Origin of the sequence: Sciscionella marina DSM 45152, assembly GCF_000379465.1 — a bacterium.
In the GTDB taxonomy this organism is placed as follows: Bacteria; Actinomycetota; Actinomycetes; order Mycobacteriales; family Pseudonocardiaceae; genus Sciscionella; species Sciscionella marina.
In genome coordinates, this window is sequence record NZ_KB905380.1 from 966,655 (window position 1) to 984,036 (window position 17,382).

At 68.9% G+C, this 17,382-nt stretch carries 16 protein-coding genes; 10 read left to right on the forward strand and 6 right to left on the reverse strand.

Annotated features, from left to right (window positions below; genetic code table 11):
* The first annotated feature begins 75 nt into the window (after positions 1 to 75).
* Positions 76 to 708 (forward strand): cholesterol catabolism transcriptional regulator KstR, encoded by a 633-nt coding sequence (gene kstR, locus A37U_RS0104705; protein ID WP_020495462.1) that lies wholly within the window; start codon positions 76 to 78, stop codon positions 706 to 708.
* Between the two features lie 125 nt (positions 709 to 833).
* Here the strand turns inward: kstR and A37U_RS0104710 are convergent, their stop codons facing one another.
* The 4 genes from A37U_RS0104710 to cysD form a co-directional block, all read right to left on the reverse strand.
* Complete coding sequence (locus A37U_RS0104710) at positions 834 to 1,676, reverse strand: LLM class F420-dependent oxidoreductase (RefSeq protein WP_020495463.1); 843 nt, start codon at positions 1,674 to 1,676, stop codon at positions 834 to 836.
* A 6-nt stretch (positions 1,677 to 1,682) separates the two neighbouring features.
* Entirely contained in the window at positions 1,683 to 2,852 is a 1,170-nt protein-coding gene (locus A37U_RS0104715; protein WP_020495464.1) for a cytochrome P450, read from the reverse strand.
* Positions 2,853 to 2,856: 4 nt separating this feature from the next.
* On the reverse strand, positions 2,857 to 4,683 hold the full coding sequence (gene cysC / locus A37U_RS0104720) for an adenylyl-sulfate kinase (RefSeq protein ID WP_020495465.1): 1,827 nt from the start codon (positions 4,681 to 4,683) through the stop codon (positions 2,857 to 2,859).
* A 142-nt stretch (positions 4,684 to 4,825) separates the two neighbouring features.
* Positions 4,826 to 5,731, reverse strand: coding sequence for a sulfate adenylyltransferase subunit CysD (cysD, locus tag A37U_RS0104725; protein ID WP_020495466.1), 906 nt, complete (start codon positions 5,729 to 5,731; stop codon positions 4,826 to 4,828).
* 73 nt (positions 5,732 to 5,804) lie between these two features.
* Here cysD and A37U_RS0104730 point away from each other — a divergent pair, with 73 nt between their 5' ends.
* The 5 genes from A37U_RS0104730 to helR all read left to right on the forward strand — a co-directional run bounded on the left by A37U_RS0104730 (position 5,805) and on the right by helR (position 11,890).
* On the forward strand, positions 5,805 to 6,293 hold the full coding sequence (locus A37U_RS0104730) for a nuclear transport factor 2 family protein (RefSeq protein ID WP_020495467.1): 489 nt from the start codon (positions 5,805 to 5,807) through the stop codon (positions 6,291 to 6,293).
* A gap of 22 nt (positions 6,294 to 6,315) precedes the next feature.
* The gene (locus A37U_RS0104735) at positions 6,316 to 7,482 is read left to right on the forward strand and encodes a hypothetical protein (protein WP_020495468.1); all 1,167 of its coding nucleotides are present in this window, start codon (positions 6,316 to 6,318) and stop codon (positions 7,480 to 7,482) included.
* On the forward strand, positions 7,479 to 8,255 hold the full coding sequence (locus tag A37U_RS0104740) for an SDR family oxidoreductase (RefSeq protein WP_020495469.1): 777 nt from the start codon (positions 7,479 to 7,481) through the stop codon (positions 8,253 to 8,255). The genes A37U_RS0104735 and A37U_RS0104740 overlap by 4 nt, the downstream gene beginning before the upstream one ends.
* A gap of 105 nt (positions 8,256 to 8,360) precedes the next feature.
* On the forward strand, positions 8,361 to 9,500 hold the full coding sequence (locus A37U_RS0104745) for a sulfotransferase family protein (protein WP_020495470.1): 1,140 nt from the start codon (positions 8,361 to 8,363) through the stop codon (positions 9,498 to 9,500).
* Between the two features lie 173 nt (positions 9,501 to 9,673).
* Positions 9,674 to 11,890: an RNA polymerase recycling motor ATPase HelR gene (helR, locus tag A37U_RS0104750; RefSeq protein WP_020495471.1), complete on the forward strand. Its 2,217-nt coding sequence runs from the start codon at positions 9,674 to 9,676 to the stop codon at positions 11,888 to 11,890.
* Between the two features lie 238 nt (positions 11,891 to 12,128).
* Here the strand turns inward: helR and A37U_RS0104760 are convergent, their stop codons facing one another.
* Complete coding sequence (locus tag A37U_RS0104760) at positions 12,129 to 13,031, reverse strand: SDR family oxidoreductase (RefSeq protein ID WP_020495473.1); 903 nt, start codon at positions 13,029 to 13,031, stop codon at positions 12,129 to 12,131.
* A complete protein-coding gene (locus tag A37U_RS0104765; protein ID WP_020495474.1) occupies positions 13,032 to 13,808 on the reverse strand; it encodes an SDR family oxidoreductase in 777 nt (258 codons plus the stop codon).
* A gap of 83 nt (positions 13,809 to 13,891) precedes the next feature.
* Between A37U_RS0104765 and A37U_RS0104770 the strand changes: the two genes are divergently transcribed.
* The 4 genes from A37U_RS0104770 (at position 13,892) to A37U_RS0104785 (ending at position 17,359) form a co-directional block, all read left to right on the forward strand.
* A complete protein-coding gene (locus tag A37U_RS0104770; protein ID WP_020495475.1) occupies positions 13,892 to 14,641 on the forward strand; it encodes an enoyl-CoA hydratase family protein in 750 nt (249 codons plus the stop codon).
* 6 nt (positions 14,642 to 14,647) lie between these two features.
* A complete protein-coding gene (locus tag A37U_RS0104775; protein ID WP_020495476.1) occupies positions 14,648 to 15,481 on the forward strand; it encodes a CoA transferase subunit A in 834 nt (277 codons plus the stop codon).
* A 79-nt stretch (positions 15,482 to 15,560) separates the two neighbouring features.
* On the forward strand, positions 15,561 to 16,319 hold the full coding sequence (locus A37U_RS0104780; protein ID WP_020495477.1) for a CoA-transferase subunit beta: 759 nt from the start codon (positions 15,561 to 15,563) through the stop codon (positions 16,317 to 16,319).
* Positions 16,316 to 17,359 (forward strand): NAD(P)H-dependent flavin oxidoreductase, encoded by a 1,044-nt coding sequence (locus A37U_RS0104785; protein WP_020495478.1) that lies wholly within the window; start codon positions 16,316 to 16,318, stop codon positions 17,357 to 17,359. The genes A37U_RS0104780 and A37U_RS0104785 overlap by 4 nt, the downstream gene beginning before the upstream one ends.
* Positions 17,360 to 17,382 lie beyond the last annotated feature (23 nt).

Consider the following 17,382-nt stretch of genomic DNA (forward strand, 5'->3'; position numbering starts at 1 on the left):
GAAGGCAGCCCGAGGCGACAAATGGGAACTTGTTCCAATATGATGACCTGAGGGAGTGACCGAGGGAGATGGAGAATGTCCGAACAACAGCTGGCGCAGCCGGTGAAGACGGCACGGACGACGCGGACCACCGCGCAGCAACAGCGCAGGGAACGCATCCTGGACGCGACGATCGGCCTGGCCTCCAAGGGCGGGTACGACGCGGTGCAGATGCGCGCGGTCGCCGATGACGCCGGTGTGGCGCTCGGCACCCTCTACCGCTACTTCCCTTCCAAGATCCATCTGCTCGTGTCCAGCCTCGGCCGGGAATTCGCCAGCGCCCAGGCCAGGTTCTCCCGCCGCACCATTCCCGGGGAAACCGCCGCGGAACGACTGCTCTACCTGCTCGGCAGGGTCACCAAATCACTGCAGCGCGATCCGCTGCTCACCGAGGCGGTCACCCGGGCATTCATGTTCGCGGACACCTCGGCGGCCGCGGAGATCGACGAGGTCGGCCAGGCGCTCGAGTCGATGTTCAGCCACGCGGTGCGCGGGGACGAGGAACTGACCGAGCGGGACCGCGTGGTGATCCGGATCGTCTCCGATGTCTGGCTGTCCAACCTGGTGTCCTGGGTGACCAGGCGCGCCTCCGCCCGGGATGTGACCACCCGCCTCGAGCTGACCGTGCAACTACTGCTCGGTGACGGAGAAATCAGCGGTAGCTGGTGAGCTTCCCCGCCAGTCGCTCCAGATGACAGGGCACCTCGACCCCGCTACGTCCGACACACCGGAACGACCCTCGCCGCGCCAGATCCGAGACAACGCGGCAACGGAGAAATCAGCGACAGTGACCTTCAACGGAGCGTGGTGAGCTTCCCGGCCAACCGCTCCAGGTAACTGAGCACCTCCGCCTCGCTGCGATCCGGGATCCCGAACGCCACCTCGGTGACCCCGAGCTCAGCCAACCGCTCCAACCCGTCCGGTTTCCCGGCAAGCACAGTGATCTCCGGCACCCCGGAACGGCCTTCGCTGCGCCAGACCCGGGACAGCGCGGCGATCTTGTCCTCGAGCTCGGACTCGAACGGGGTGGTCATCCAGCCGTCCGCGTGCCGCGCGATCCAGGTGAAGGTGCGATCCGTGCCACCGGCCCCGATCAGCACGGGAACCGTGTCCTGCACCGGTTTCGGCCAGGCCCAGCTCGGTCCGAAGCTCACGTACTCGCCCGCGTAACCGGCCTCCTCCTGGGTCCACAGCGCCCGCATCGCCTCCAGGTACTCGCGCAGCACGGTGCGCCGTTTGCCCGGGGGAACGTGGTGGTCGCCGAGCTCATCGGTGTTCCAGCCGAATCCCGCGCCGAGCACCACCCGGCCACCGCTGAGATGGTCGAGGGTGGCGATGGACTTGGCCAGGGTGATCGGGTCGTGCTCGACCGGCAGCGCCACCGCGGTGCCGAGCCGGATCTTGGTGGTCACCGCGGCCGCCGTGCCGAGCGCCACCCACGGGTCCAGGGTGCGCAGATACCGGTCGTCGGGCAGCTCCGAGGTTCCGGTGCCCGGATGCGCGGCCTCCCTGCGCACCGGGATGTGCGTGTGCTCAGGCACCGAGAAGATGTCGAAGCCCGCCTCCTCGGCAGCGTGGGCCACGACCGCGGGCGCCGGGCCGCGATCACTGGTGAACTGGGTGATTCCGAATCGCATATGTCCCTACCACTCCACGGCTAGTGCACTCGGCCCACGCACGATGAGCCCCGATTTCCAGGTGATCTCTCCGGCCAGCCGCAGCCCGGGAAGCCGGGTCGTCAGACCGTGCAGGGCAACCTGCAGCTCCGCTCTGGCCAGCGCGGCGCCGAGACAGAAATGCGCGCCGTGCCCGAACCCGAGGTGCCCGCCTTCGGCACGGTCCAGGTCGAGCCGGTCGGCATCGGAGAACCAGCCGCGGTCCCGGTTCGCCGCGGAGACCGCGACTACGACCGGTTCTCCCGCGCGCACCCTCGTCTCCCCCACCACTACGTCCTCGGTGGCGTAGCGGGCCGAATTCCCGCTGGTGCCAAGGGGAACGAAGCGCATCAGTTCCTCGACGGCCGCGGGGATCAGTTCCGGATCGGCGCACAGCTGCTCCCACTGCTCGCGCTCGCCGAGCAGCACCGAGACGAAGTTCGGGATCTGGGTGGCCGTGGTCTCGTGCCCGGCGATGAGGATCCCGGCGCACAGCCCGATCATCTCGTCCTCGGTGAGCCGGTCCTCGTCCTCGCGCGCCTCGATGAACGCGCTCATCAGGTCATCGCGCGGTCGCTCGCGGTGCGCGGCGATCAGCCCGGCAAGGTAGTCCTCCAGCTCGGCGCGGCTGGCCAGCCACTGCTCGGTGGTCAGGCCGCTGGTGGACAGCGCGTCATCGCTCCAGCGCCGGAACCGTTCCCGATCCTGCACCGGCACACCGAGCAGTTCACAGATCACCCCCACCGGCAGTGGGAGGGCCAGCGCCCCGACGAGTTCCGCGGGCGGGCCCGCCTGGATCATCGCATCGAGCAGTTCTCCGACGTAGTCCCGCAGCCACGGCCGCAGCTGCTCCACGCGCTTCGGGGTGAACGCCTTGGCGGCGAGCCTGCGCAGCCTGGTGTGCCCCGGCGCGTCCATGGTCAGCAGGCCCTTGTTCGCCCGCGCCGGCTGGGTGCTCGGCGGATCCCTGCGCAGCGCCTCGGCCCGGGAGAAGCGCGGATCCCCGAGCACGGCGCGCGCCTCGGCATAGCGGGTCACCAGCCAGCCGGGTTCACCGTAGGGCATCCGCACCCGCACCAGTCCCGGTTCGGCCTGCACCTCGCGATAGCGTTCGGCGATCGCGAGGCCTTCGCTGGCGTTGAACGGGTAGTCCAGCATCGCCTCAACCACCGATCAGCGCCGCGATCGCCTCGGCCATCGCGGACGGGTCACCGTCCGCGGGGCGCAGCACCAGATCCGGGAACTCCGGCGGCTCATAGGGGTCGTCGATACCGGTGAACCCGCTGATCTCCCCGGCCCGCGCGCGCCGGTACATGCCCTTGGGATCCCGCGCCTCGCACACCTCGAGCGGGGTGTCCACGAACACCTCGACGAACCGCAGTCCGGCCCGCAGATGCGCCTGCCTCGCCTGTTCGCGGGCCTGCGCGTACGGGCTGATCAGCGAGGCGATCGCGATCACGCCCGCGTCCGCGAACAGCGCGGCGACCTCGCCGACCCGGCGCACGTTCTCGTCCCGGTCGGCAGCGGCGAAACCGAGATCGGCATTGAGCCCGTGCCGCACATTGTCCCCGTCGAGCAGGTAGGCCATCCGGCCCTGGGCGACCAGGCGACGCTCCAGTTCCACCGCGATCGCGGACTTCCCGGACGCGGAGAGGCCGGTGAGCCAGACCGTGGCACCGCGCGCCCCGCGTTCGGCGCGCTCCACCGCGGTGCGCTGCCAGACCACCTCCGGCCCGGTCTCGGCCGCGCCGCCGATCAGCCCGGCCCCGACGGTGTTGTTCGTGGACTCGTCGACCAGGATGAAGCTTCCCGTGTCCCGGTTGCGCCGGTACCCGTCGAAAAGCAGCGGGCTGGCGGTGCGCAGCCGGATGCGGCCGATCTCGTTGAGCCGCAAGGAATCCACGTCCTGCTCGCGGTGCAGCGAGTTCACATCCAGCCGGTAGTCCACCCGGTCGATCCGCGCCCGCGTGGTGGCCGTTGTGTGCCGGATCTCGTAGCTGGCCCCGGCGCGGAGTTCGGCGTCCTCGGTCAGCCAGCACACCATCGCGTCGATGTCCTGGCCCACGCTCGCGCGGTTTCCCGGGCGGCACAGCATGTCGCCCCGGCTGATGTCGAGCTCGTCGGCCAGTCGCACGGTCACCGCGGCAGGCGGGAACGCCTCGGAGACCGGGGTTCCGCCGGGGGCCAGGATCTCGGTGATCCGCGAGCTCGCCCCGGATGGCTGCACCACGACCTCGTCACCGGGTTTGAGCACCCCGCCGGCCACGGTTCCGGCATAGCCACGGAATCCGGTCGCCTGCCAGCGGATCACCCGCTGTACCGGGAACCGCACATCGATGAGGTTGCGGTCGGAGGCGACGTGCACCTGTTCGAGATGACCGAGCAGCGGAGTGCCCTCGAACCACGGCATGCTCGGGCTCGGGCTGACCACATTGTCCCCGTGCAGCGCGGAGATCGGGACGAACGCGATGTCCTGCACGTCGAGCTTGGCGGCGAACCCGCGGAAGGTGTCCCGGATCTCGGCGAACCGGGCCTGGGAGAAGTCCACCAGGTCCATCTTGTTCACGCACACCACCAGGTGGCGGATGCCGAGCAGGCTGGCGAGGAAGGCGTGCCGCCGGGACTGTTCGAGCACCCCGGCGCGCGCGTCCACCAGGATCACCGCGACCTGCGCGGTGGAGGCCCCGGTGACCATGTTGCGCGTATGCTGCACGTGCCCCGGGGTGTCGGCGATGATGAACTTCCGGTTCGGCGTGGCGAAATACCGGTAGGCCACGTCGATCGTGATGCCCTGCTCGCGTTCGGCGCGCAGCCCGTCGGTGAGCAGGGCGAGGTCCGGCCCCTGTTCCCCGCGCTCCTTGCTGGTGCGTTCCACCGCGGCGAGCTGATCGGTCAGGATCGTCTTGGTGTCGTAGAGCAGCCGCCCGATCAGCGTGGATTTCCCGTCGTCCACGCTGCCCGCCGTGGCCAGTCGCAGCAGCTCAGTCATGAGAGCGGTCCTTTCCGAGCATCGTAGCGAGCGCCAACGAGCGAATCCGCGAAAGCGCCGATCGACCGAGACCCGGAACGAGTGAGAAGCCGAGTCGACGTCGCAGCGCAAGAAAGGAGCGATCGGGCCAGCACAGCTGTCATCAGAAGTACCCGGCTTTCTTGCGGTCTTCCATTCCGGTGTCGGAGATCCGGTCATCGGCCCGGGTCGCCCCGCGCTCACTTTCCCTGCTCGCCACGGTCTCCGCGATGACCTCGGCCGGGGTCGCCGCCCGCGAGGCCACGCAACCGGTGCAGGTCGCGTCGCCGACAGTGCGGAACCGCACGGTCGCGGTGAACGGCTCCTCACCCGCGCGCGGCGTGCTGTGCCTGGTGTGCGCCAGCAGCATCCCGTCGTGAGCGAACACGCTGCGCTGGTGCGCGTAGTAGAGCGAGGGCAGTTCGATCCCCTCGCGCTCGATGTACTGCCAGATGTTCAGCTCGGTCCAGTTGGACAGCGGAAACACCCGGATGTGCTCGCCATCCCGGTGCCTTCCGTTGTAGAGGTTCCACAGCTCGGGCCGCTGCGCGCGCGGATCCCACTGCCCGAACTCGTCCCGGAAGCTGTACACCCGCTCCTTGGCGCGCGCCTTCTCCTCGTCCCTGCGTGCCCCGCCGAACACCGCGCCGAGCCGGTGCTCCCCGATCGCCCGCAACAACGTGGTGGTCTGCAGCCGGTTGCGCCCGGACCGCTCGTCCTCGACAACCCGCCCCGCGTCGATATCGTCCTGCACACCGGCCACGAGCAGCCGGGTCCCGGTACGTTCCACCGTGCGGTCGCGGAATTCCAGGACCTCGTCGAAGTTGTGCCCGGTGTCCACGTGCAACAGCGGGAATGGGACAGGCGCGGGCCAGAACGCCTTGACCGCGACGTGCAGCATGACCGCCGAGTCCTTGCCACCGGAGAACAACAGCGCCGGGCGTTCGAGGGTGGCCTCGACCTCGCGCAGAATGTGCACCGCTTCGCATTCGAGCACATCCAAATGCGAGAGCTCGTATGTGGTCGCCATCCACACCTCCTCTATCCCCAAAAACTAGAACATGTTCTTGTCACGGGTCAATGACCGTGACAGACTCGTGCCCATGGACGCCGCCGTGGAACAGATCCAAGCCATCGAATCCGTCCGGGCGGTCAAGCACCGCTATCTGCGCTGTGTCGATCTGAAGTTGTGGACCGAGCTGGAATCGGTGCTCACCGAGGACGCGGTCGCCGAGTACGGCACCAGTGCGCTGGGGGAACCGGTCGAGCGGCACGGCCGGGCCTCGGTGCTCGAGTTCCTGCGGGAGAGCCTGGACAACGAGATCATCACCATGCACATATGCGGGCACCACGAGATCACTGTGGACGGCGATTCCGCACGGGGGACCTGGTCGCTGCGGGACACCGTGCTCGCCCCGGAACACAAGGTGCTCATCGAGGGCGGCGCCTACTACGAGGACACCTATCGGCGGGACGCGGACGGGCGCTGGTGGATCAGCCGCACCGCGTACACCCGGATCTTCGAAAGCATGCGCACGCTCGACGAGAATTTCCAGCTGCTCGCCAGCAAATGGGCGAAACCGGAACAGTAATCGAACGCGGGAGGTAGATACGGTGGTCGCGGAACCGTTCACCGAGGCCGTCGCGGAGGCGGAGCGGATCATCACCGAAGCCCCGCACATCCGCACCGAACAGGATCTGCTCGAAGGATACGACTATCTCGCGGGAAGCATCCAGCGGGCACTGCAGACGGCCTGGGCGACCGACCCGGACCGGCCACGCTTTCTCACCGCGCCGGACGCGGACACCAAGTACGGGCTCGACAATCCGGACACGCTCTATTTCGGTGCGACCATCCGCCCGGACACCGACTATGTGGTCACCGGAAAACGTGGCAGCACGGCGGATCTGAGTTTCCAGGTACTCGGCGGGGACTACACCCCGGCGAAAGTTCCGGGCAGCCTCACCGCGTTCGACGACCGGCAACTCGAGATCGCCGAGGACGGCAGCTTCGAGGTCCACTTCGGACCGAAAGTGAAACCGGGTGTGCCGAACAGTTTCCCGCTCGGGGAGAACGCGGCGATCCTGATCATCCGCGAGGTGTACAGCGACTGGGACAACCAGGTCCGCGGCCGGCTCGACATCCGGGCAGCGAACGGGACCTCCGGTCCCCCTGCGCTTTCCGAACGTTCGATGGCCAAACGCTATGCCGCCGCGGGCAAGATCCTGGTCACCCAGCTGCGCACCTTCCTGAAGTTCCCGGAGTGGTTCTACTACGACCGCGCGGCCAACGAGATGACCGCACCGCGCCGCACCCCCGGTGGGCTGGCCACCCAGTTCTCCTCGGTCGGGCACTACGAGCTGGCGGCGGACAAGGCGCTGATCGTCGAGGTGCCCAAATCCGGGGCACCGTACCAGGGTTTCCAGCTCGGCTCCCTCTGGTACATCTCCACCGACTACCTGAACGCGCAGACCAGCCTCACCGCCGAGCAGGCGCGCGCCGATCCCGACGGGATGCTCCGCTTCGTGGTCAGCGAGCGCGATCCCGGGGTGGCGAACTGGCTGGCCTGCACCGGGCATGAGCGCGGCTATCTGCAGATCCGCTGGCAGCGCCTGGATCGCGAGCTCACCGAGGCCGACGGCCCGCGCACCGAGCTCGTCGACCTCGCCGAACTCCCCGAACGGCTGCCCTACTACCAGCATGCGCGGATCACGAGTGAGCAGCGCGCGCGGACGCTCGAAGCACGCAGGGCGGCGATCGCCCGGAGGAGGTTCGGATGATGTTGCGGGACAAGGTCGTCCTGGTATCCGGTGTCGGCCCGGGACTCGGCCGCTCGCTCGCGGTGCGGTGCGCGGAGAACGGCGCGGACGTGGTGCTCGCCGCGCGTACCGAGTCCACATTGGACAGCGTGGCCGAGCAGGTGCGCGCCACCGGGCGGCGGGCGCTCTCGGTGCCCACCGATATCGCCGACCAGTCCGCCACCGAACATCTCGCCGAGGCCGCGCTCTCCGAGTTCGGTAGACTGGACTGCCTGATCAACAGCGCCTTCGGGTTCCCGCCGATGGGCGCCTTCGATGAGGTGGACATCGAAGGACTGCGCGCGGCGATCGACGTCACCCTGTTCGCGACCCTGCGGCTGACCCGGCTGTGCGTTCCCGCGCTCGTCGAATCGGGCGGCAACATCGTGATGATCAACTCGATGATCGTGCGCCGCCAGGAGGACAAGCTCGGCGGCTACCGGCTCACCAAATCCGCGCTCATGTCACTCTCCCAGACACTGGCCACCGAACTGGGCCCGCGCGGGGTGCGGGTCAACAGCGTGGCGCCCGGCCGGATCTGGGACGAGCGCGCGAAATGGTACTTCGGCTATCTCGGCGAACAGCGCGGGCTCAGCGCCGAGGACATCTACAAGGAGTACGCCGAACTCGCCGATCTGCGCAGGCTGCCCGAACCCGATGCGGTCGCGAACGCCGCCGTGTTCCTCGCCTCGGAGCTGGCGAACGCGATCACCGGACAGTGCCTGGATGTCAACTGCGGCGAGATGCATCACTAGGAACCGCCGTGTCAGGCTTGCGCGACGGTGCGGGTAGCGACGCAAGCCACCGGCGGATAACACGCGGCTCCGCCGCTGCGGAAACACAACACAGGAGGAGCCTTCATGGCGGAACGGGAGAACGTCGGCACCGTCGAGGACCTGCACGCCTCGGCCACCAAGATCACCGGGCTCGAGGACTTCGGCGGCACCGAGCACCACGAGGCGCTCGAGGTCCTGCTCGACTCCTATCACAGCCAGGCGCGGCTGACCCCGTTCGGCAGGCGGGTGAAACGCGCCGAACTGCGCGGGGGACTCGTCGCGCGGGCACTGAGCGAGGCGGCGCTGGCCCGCGGCGCGGCCACCCAGCCGGTGCACCGCCCGATCTTCGTCACCGGCCTGCCGCGCAGCGGGACGACCGCGCTGCACCGGCTGCTCACCGTGGATCCCGCGCACCAGGGGCTGGAACTGTGGCTGACCGAGGTCCCGCAGCCCCGCCCACCGCGCGCCGAATGGGAGAACGACCCGGTGTTCGCCGGGATCCAGGAAGGGTACTCCCGGCACCACATCGAGCATCCCGAATTCATGGGCGTGCACTACATTTCCGCGGACGCGGTCGAGGAATGCTGGCGGCTGCTGCGCCAGTCGATCATGTCGGTCTCCTACGAATGCCTGGCACACATTCCCGGCTACTCGGCCTGGCTGCGTGAACAGGACTGGACCCCGGCCTATCGCAGGCACCGGCGCAATCTGGAACTGATCGGCGGCAACGACCCCGGAAAACGGTGGGTGCTCAAGAATCCGAGCCACCTGTTCGCGATCGACGCACTGCTCGCGGTGTACCCGGACGCGCTGATCGTGCAGACACACCGGGATCCGCGCACCGCGATCGCCTCGGCGTGCAGCCTCGCGGTGCAGGCGAGCTCCGAATGGTCCGAGGCCTTCGATCCGGAAACCGTCGGCCGTGACCAGCTCGAGCTGTGGGCCACCGGACTCGAACGCTGCCGGGCCGCGTGCGCGCGTTATGACCAGAGCCGGTTCTACGACGTGGACTACGCCGATTTCATCGCCGATCCGGTCGGTACAGCGGAATCCGTGTACCGGCATTTCGGGATCGAGCTCACCGAGGAAGCCAGCGCGGCCATGCGGCGCACCCACGCCGAATCGGTGAGCGGCAAGGCGAAACCAGCACACCGGTACACGCTCGGCGATTTCGGGCTCGCCGAGGCCGCGGTGGACGAACGGTTCGCCGGAATGATGGGCTAGCGGTACCGGAACCGTACGCTGCCCGGTGCCGAGCGCGCCGGGCAGCTTTGCCGTTGCCGAACTTGAGTCGCTGCCGAACTTGACACGTGGCGGACAATAAAAAGTCGGCGTGTCATCCAAAAACTTGGACTACCCGCCGATTCTAATTCCAGTGTAGACGGTATGAGGGGCCTGTGTCAACTCGAGGGTACGAAGACGAACTGCGGTCCGAACGAAGCTATGTCGCCGAGCTCTACACCCGGCTCGACGCGGAGCGCGCACGGGTACGGGGGAAATACGACAACACCTTGCGTGGAAACGGTGAGACACCCATGGAACGGGACGTGGAGTTGCGCGCGCTGGCCACGGAGGCGAAGCGGCTGAACGTGGCGGACAGCGGGCTGTGTTTCGGCCGGTTGGACAATGTATCGGGCGAGCGTTCCTACATCGGCCGGATCGGCCTGTTCGACGAGGAGAACTCCTACGAACCGAGACTGCTGGACTGGCGGGCACCCGCGGCGCGGGCCTTCTACACCGCCACCGCCGCGAATCCGGAGAACATGCGCAGGCGCCGCCAGTTCCACACCCATGGGCGGCGCGTGGTCGAGTTCACCGACGAAACGCTCGGCCGTCCCGACGGGCAGGAGCATGGGGACGCGGCACTGCTCGCCGCGATCAATGCGCCGCGCGGAAGCGGGATGCGCGACATCGTGGCGACGATCCAGGCCGAACAGGACGCGATCATCCGCCTCGATCACCCCGGGGTGCTGGTGATCGAGGGCGGCCCGGGAACCGGGAAGACCGTGGTGGCGCTGCACCGCGTCGCGTATCTGCTCTATACCCACCGGGAGCGGATCGAACGCCATGGTGTGCTCGTGGTCGGGCCCACCCCGGCCTTCCTGGAGCACATCGGCCGGGTGCTGCCCGCGCTCGGCGAGTCCGAGGTGGTGTTCACGACTCCCGGCGGTCTCGTCCCCGGCCTGCGGGTGACCGCGGAGGACGTCCCGGAAACCGCCCGGATGAAGGGTTCCCTGGCGATCACGGAGGTGCTCGCGGCGGCGATCGCCGACCGGCAATGCCTGCCGGAGCACCCGATATCGATCGGGCTCTCCGATGTCACGGTGCGGATCGATGCCGAGACCGCGGAGTGGGCCAGGCAGGAGGCTCGCGCGAGCGGGCTGCCGCACAACGAGGCCCGGGAGGTGTTCACCGAGATCGTCACGTATGTGCTCACCGAGCGGGCCATCGCCAGGATCGGCCGCGACTGGCTGACCCGTTCCGACGGTGAAGCCTGGGAAAACATGCGGGCGGATCTGCTCGGCGAACTCGCCGAGCAGGAGGAGTTCCACGCCGCGATCGATCAGCTCTGGCCGATACTGACCCCGGAAACACTGCTGGCCGGACTGTTCTCCAGCCCGGAGCGGCTGCGTGCCGCGGGGGCCGACCGGGCGCTGTGGCGGGCCGATGGCGAGGCATGGACGGTCTCGGACATACCACTGCTCGACGAACTGGTCGACCTGCTCGGCACGGACAGGACGGCCGCACGGGAGGCCGACCGGGCCGCGGCGCGGGAACGGCAGGCCGAGGCCGAATACGCCGCCGGGGTGCTCGACATCCTCAAGCTGGACAGCGAGGAAATGGACGAGGACATCGGGCTGGCCGCGGAGAACCTGATCCAGGCCGATGATCTCGCCGACCGCTTCGTGGAGACCGATACCCGCGAGCTCGCCGAACGCGCGGCCGCGGACCGGAACTGGACCTACCGGCACGTGGTGGTCGACGAGGCCCAGGAACTGTCCGAAATGGACTGGCGGGTGCTGATGCGGCGGTGCCCGAGCCGGTCCTTCACCGTGGTCGGCGATCTCGCGCAACGCCGCTCGGCGGCCGGAGCGAGCTCATGGGGCTCGATGCTCGATCCCTACGTGCCCGGCCGCTGGGTCCATCGCCCGCTTTCGGTCAATTACCGGACTCCCGCGGAGATCATGACCGTCGCCGCCGGACTGCTCGCGGAGTTCGCCCCCGGGATCCAGCCACCCGAGTCGGTCCGCGCATCCGGGGTGCGGCCCTGGTCCCGGCAGGTCGGCGAGACGGAACTGTCCCCCGCCATCGCGGAATTCACCCGCGAGGAATCCGGCCGCCCGGGAACCAGCGTGGTGATCGGACCACCGGATGTGCCGGGCACGGTGACACCGGCGGAGACCAAGGGCCTGGAATTCGACGCGGTTCTCGTCGTGGAACCGATGCGCATCCTCGCCGAGGGCCCGCGCGGCGCGGCCGAACTCTACGTCGCCCTCACCCGCGCCACCCAGCGCCTCGGCGTCCTGCATCAGGAACCGCTCCCACCGTCGCTGGCCGGGCTCGCCGAGACCGGAACGCCCGCGGCGGGCGGGAAGCAGCAACCGGCGGGCTGATCCTGGCCGATTCGGTTCATCAGGCGGTGTCCGGCACCGGCCGCCAGTCGATCGCGCCGACCGAGGTGGCCGGTCAGCCGCGGCACCACATCGGTCACCGTGTCCCGGACGCCGCTCGCGATCGCCTGGTACCAGGAAAGCCAGCTCTCGATCTGTTTCCCGCTGACCCCGCGCCGGCGCCGCGCACGTTCGAGCAAGGGGCGGACGAACTCCGCATCGATCCCGGGCCGGACAGCGTTCAGGCCCCGTAGACCGGTTCCGGTTCGGGTGCCTCGGCGAGCAGGCCCGTCACCACCGGTCCGAGTTCCTCCGGTGCCCAGCGCGCGTCCTTCTCTGCCTTGGGACCGTGCCGCCATGCCTGGGCAAGCGCGATCGTGCCACCCTCCACTTCGAATACCCGGCCGGTGACCCCCTCGGATTCGGTGCTGCCGAGCCAGACGACCAGCGGTGAGACGTTTTCCGGTGCCATGGCGTCGAATCCGGCGCGCTCGGCCATCTGCTCGGCGAAGGCCTGCTCGGTCATCCTGGTGCGGGCCGCGGGCGCGATCGCGTTCACCGTCACGCCGTAGCGGCCCAGCTCGGCGGCGGCCACCAAGGTCAGCCCGGCGATCCCGGCCTTGGCCGCGGAGTAGTTGCCCTGTCCGACGCTGCCGAGCAGCCCGGCCCCGGAACTGGTGTTGATCACCCGCGCGGCGAGCTGTTCCCCCGCTTTCGCGCGCTCCCGCCAGTGCGCCCCCGCGTGCCGCAGCATCGCGAAGTGCCCTTTGAGGTGCACCCGGATGACGGCGTCCCATTCCTGCTCGGATGTGTTGACCAGCATCCGGTCCCGGAGGAATCCGGCGTTGTTGACCAGTACGTCGAGCCCGCCGAATTCCCGGATCGCGGTGTCCACGATGGACTGTGCGCCCTCCCAGCTCGCCACGTCACCGGTGTCGGCGATCGCGGTTCCGCCCGCGGCGGTGATCTCCTCGACGACCTGCTGCGCGGGCCCTTCCGAGCTCGCGCTGCCGTCCAGGGCGACCCCGATGTCGTTGACCACCACGCGCGCCCCGGCGGCGGCGAAGGCGAGCGCGTGTGCCCTGCCGATACCGCGCCCGGCCCCGGTGACGATCACGGTGCGCCCGGAACACAATTCACTCATCTATTCACTCTCTTTCTGGTTGACCGTGCTCGCGGCGAGGAAAGCGGGCACCTCGCCGCCGCCGTGCACGAGTAGCCTGGCCCCGGTCACATAGGAGGCCAGTGGAGAGGCGAGGAACACCGCGCAGTTGCCGACCTCATCGGGATCGGCGAGCCTGCCGAGCGGAACGGTGCGCCCGACCGCGGCGATCCCGTCCTCCCCGCCGTAGTGCAGCCGGGACTGCTCGGTGCGCACCAGGCCCACATCGATCGCGTTCACCCGCACCTTCGGCGCCCATTCCACGGCGAGGCTGCCCGCGAGGCTGTCCACTCCGGCCTTGGCCGCCCCGTAGGCCGCGGTACCAGGGGAGGGACGGGTGCCGCTGACGCTGGCGATCATCAGGATCGAGCCGCCGCCGTCCTGCTCACGCATCACTGCCGCGGCGTACTGCGCCAGCTGCAGCGGGGCGAGCAGGTTCAACTCCACGATCTTGCCGTGGAACTTCGGCGAGGCCTCCGCGGCGAGCGCATAGGGTGCCCCGCCCGCGTTGTTGACCAGCACATCGAGTCGCCCGTGCCGCTCGCGCACGGTGTCGATGAGTCCCTTCGCCTGTTCCGGATCGCGCACATCGCAGCTGTGGAACTCCACATCGGGCGGCTGCTCTTCCGGGGCACGGCGTGCGCAGGTCACCACGGTCGCCCCGGCGGCACGGAAGGCGCGGGTGATGCCGCGGCCGACACCGCGGACGCCGCCGGTGACCAGGACGACCGAACCGGTGAGATCGAGGTTCAGAGTCAACGAACCCTCCTCGGGGCTGTCGCGAGACCGGAACGCCTGCTAAGTTACCAAGCAATCGCTAGGTTGAGAACCGATGAGGTCGAATGGGCATCACGAGCGAACGAACCGAAGCGGCCGTCACGGTCGTGAGTATCGAATTCCCGCCGGTCAACGCGCTCCCCGCCGGGGGCTGGTTCGAACTGGCCGAGGCACTGACCGAGGCGGGCAAGGACGAGCGGACCCACGCCGTCGTGCTGCGCGCGGAGGGCAGAGGCTTCTGCGCGGGCGTGGACATCAAGGAGATCCAGCGTGACTCCGGCTACGCCGCGCTGATCGGGGCGAACCGCGGCTGCGCCGCCGCCTTCGGGGCGGTCTACGACTGCCCGGTTCCGGTGGTCGCCGCGGTCGGCGGGTTCTGCCTCGGCGGCGGGATCGGCCTGGTCGGCAACGCGGATGTGATCGTGGCCGCGGACGATGCGAGCTTCGGCCTTCCCGAGGTGGACCGGGGCGCGCTCGGTGCGGCGACCCACCTGTCCCGGCTGGTGCCCCAGCACCTGATGCGCGGGCTGTTCTACACCGGGCGCACGGTCGGCGCGGACACCCTGCACCGCTATGGCTCGGTGTTCGAGATGTGCGAGCGCGCCGAACTGGACGAGAAGGCGCTCGCGCTCGCCGGGGAGATCGCGGAGAAGGACAACCGCACGATCCGGATGGCCAAAGAAGCGCTCAACGGCATCGACCACGCGCGGGTGCACCGGGACTACCGCTTCGAACAGGGGTTCACCTTCGAACTGAACCTGACCGGTGTCTCCGACGAGGCACGACAGTCCTTTGTGGACCGGAACGGAGGCTGAAAAGCAGTGCGGGACAAGCAATGCACGGCCGAGGAGGTGGCCGCCGAACTGCGCGACGGGATGACCCTCGGCATCGGCGGCTGGGGCTCGCGGCGCAAACCGATGGCCCTGGTGCGCGCCATCCTGCGGTCGCCGGTCAAGAATCTGCGGGTGGTCTCCTACGGCGGACCGGATGTGGGCCTGCTCTGCGCCGCGGGCAAGGTGCGCGAACTGGTCTTCGGGTTCGTCACGCTCGATTCCATCCCCTATGACCCGCTGTTCCGCAAGGCGCGTGAACAGGAGGGGCTCGCGGTACGCGAATGGGACGAGGGCATGTTCTACGCGGGATTACAGGCCGCCGCGCAGCGCCTGCCGTTCCTGCCGATCCGCGCCGGGCTCGGTTCCGATGTGCCGCGCAACGATCCCGCGCTGCGCACCGTGCGCTCCCCCTACGGTGACGGCGAGGAACTGCTCGCGGTACCCGCCCTCGAACTGGATGTCGCACTGGTGCACCTGAATCGGGCGGACAAGCACGGCAACGCCCGCTACCTGGGCCCGGATCCCTACTTCGACGACCTGTTCTGTCTCGCCGCGAAGAAGCGCTTCGTCTCCTGCGAGCGGCTGGTGTCCACCGCGGAACTCGCCGAAGGAGCGCCGCAGACCTTGCTGTGCAACCGGACCATGGTCGACGGGGTCGTGGAGATCCCGCGTGGCGCGCATTTCACCAGCTGCGCCCCGGACTACGGGCGGGACGAGAAATTCCAGCGCGCCTATGCCGATGCCCCGCAGAACGGGCTGCTCTCCCGGCTGGTCTCGGGAAGCGAACAGGATTACCAGGCCGTCGTGCAGGAGGTGTCATGACCGTGCTACCCCGATCGCCCTTTCCCTGCGCTCCTCATTCGCTGGCGCTCACTACGATGCTCGACAAAGAGGCGCTCTCATGACCGCGGCGAAGACCACGGTGAGCAGGGCCGAGATCTGTGTCGGCGCCTGCGCCGAACTGTTCCGTGGCGACGGGGAGATCCTGGTCAGCCCGATGAGCACGGTGGCGCTGATCGGGGCGCGGCTGGCCAAGCTGACCTTCGAACCAGACCTGCTGCTCACCGACGGCGAGGCCGGGCTGCTCGCCGAGGTCCCGGTGCTCGGTGAACAGTCCGAACCCGCGCGCGAGGGCTGGCTGCCGTTCCGCAGGGTGTTCGAACTGCTCGCGCACGGGCGCAGGCACGTGGTCATGGGCGCGAACCAGGTGGACCAGTACGGCAACCAGAACATCTCCGCGATCGGCGAGCACAGCAGGCCGGATCGCCAGCTGCTCGGGGTCCGCGGGTCACCGGGAAACACCGTCAACCACCGCACCAGCTATTGGGTGCCCAAGCACAGCCCGCGCAGTTTCGTCGAGGCGGTCGACGTGGTCGCCGGAGTCGGCTACGACCGTGCCACCGGCAGCGCGGGCCGGTTCCACGACGTGTACCGCGTGGTGAGCAACCTCGGCGTGTTCGACTTCGACGGGCCACAACACCGGATGCGGCTGGTCTCCGCGCACCCCGGCGTCGAACTCGAGGAGATCACCGAGGCGACCGGATTCCCCTTGCACATCGGGGAATTCCACACCACACCGGAACCGGGCCAGGAGGCGCTGGAGCTCATCCGCACCCGGCTGGACCCGAAGAACCTCCGCGACCGCGAGGTCCGCGCATGAAGACCGCCCTCACCGAGCTGATCGGCATCGAGCATCCGGTGGTGCAGACCGGGATGGGCTGGGTCGCCGGGCCACGACTGGTCTCGGCCAGCTCGGAGGCGGGCGGGCTCGGCATCCTCGCCTCGGCCACCATGAACTACGAGGAGCTCGCCAAGGCGATCGCCGAGGTCACATCCCGGACGAGCAAACCGTTCGGGGTGAACCTGCGCGCGGACGCCGTGGACGCCGATCGCCGGGTCGATCTGCTGATCGAACAGGGCGTGAAGGTCGCCTCCTTCGCGCTGGCCCCGCGCAAGGAGATGATCCAGCGCCTCTCCGATGCCGGGGTCGTGGTGATCCCCTCGATCGGCGCGGCCCGGCACGCCAAGAAGGTCGCCGACTGGGGCGCGCACGCGGTCGTCGTACAGGGCGGCGAAGGCGGCGGGCACACCGGAGGCGTGGCCACCACCCTGCTGCTGCCCTCCGTGCTCGACGCGGTGGACATCCCGGTGATCGCCGCGGGTGGATTCTTCGACGGGCGCGGGCTCGCCGCGGCGCTCGCCTACGGGGCCGCCGGGATCGCCATGGGCACCCGGTTCCTGCTCACCGCCGAGAGCACCGTGCCCGAGTCCGTCAAACAGCTCTACCTCGCGCGCGGCCTCGGCGACACCGTCGTGACCAGGCGGGTCGACGGTATGCCGCACCGGGTGCTCGCCACCGAATTCGTCACCGCACTCGAACGGTCCGGGCGACTGCGCGGCTTCCTGCTCGCCGCCCGCAACGCCATCCGGTTCCGTAAACTCACCGGCCTCGGGTGGAACCAGCTGCTGCGCGAAGGGCTCGCCATGCGCCGCGGTGGGGACATGACCGCGGCCCAGGTGCTGATGGCCGCGAACACCCCGATGCTGCTGCGTTCCGGACTCGTCGAGGGACACACCGATACCGGTGTGTTCGCCGCCGGCCAGGTCGTCGGCATGCTCGGTGACCTGCCCAGCTGCGCGGAGCTCATCGAGGGCATCGTCGAGCAGGCGAGCGCGGCACTGCGACGGTGTCAAAGCTGAAACGGTACCCACAGCGCTGATCG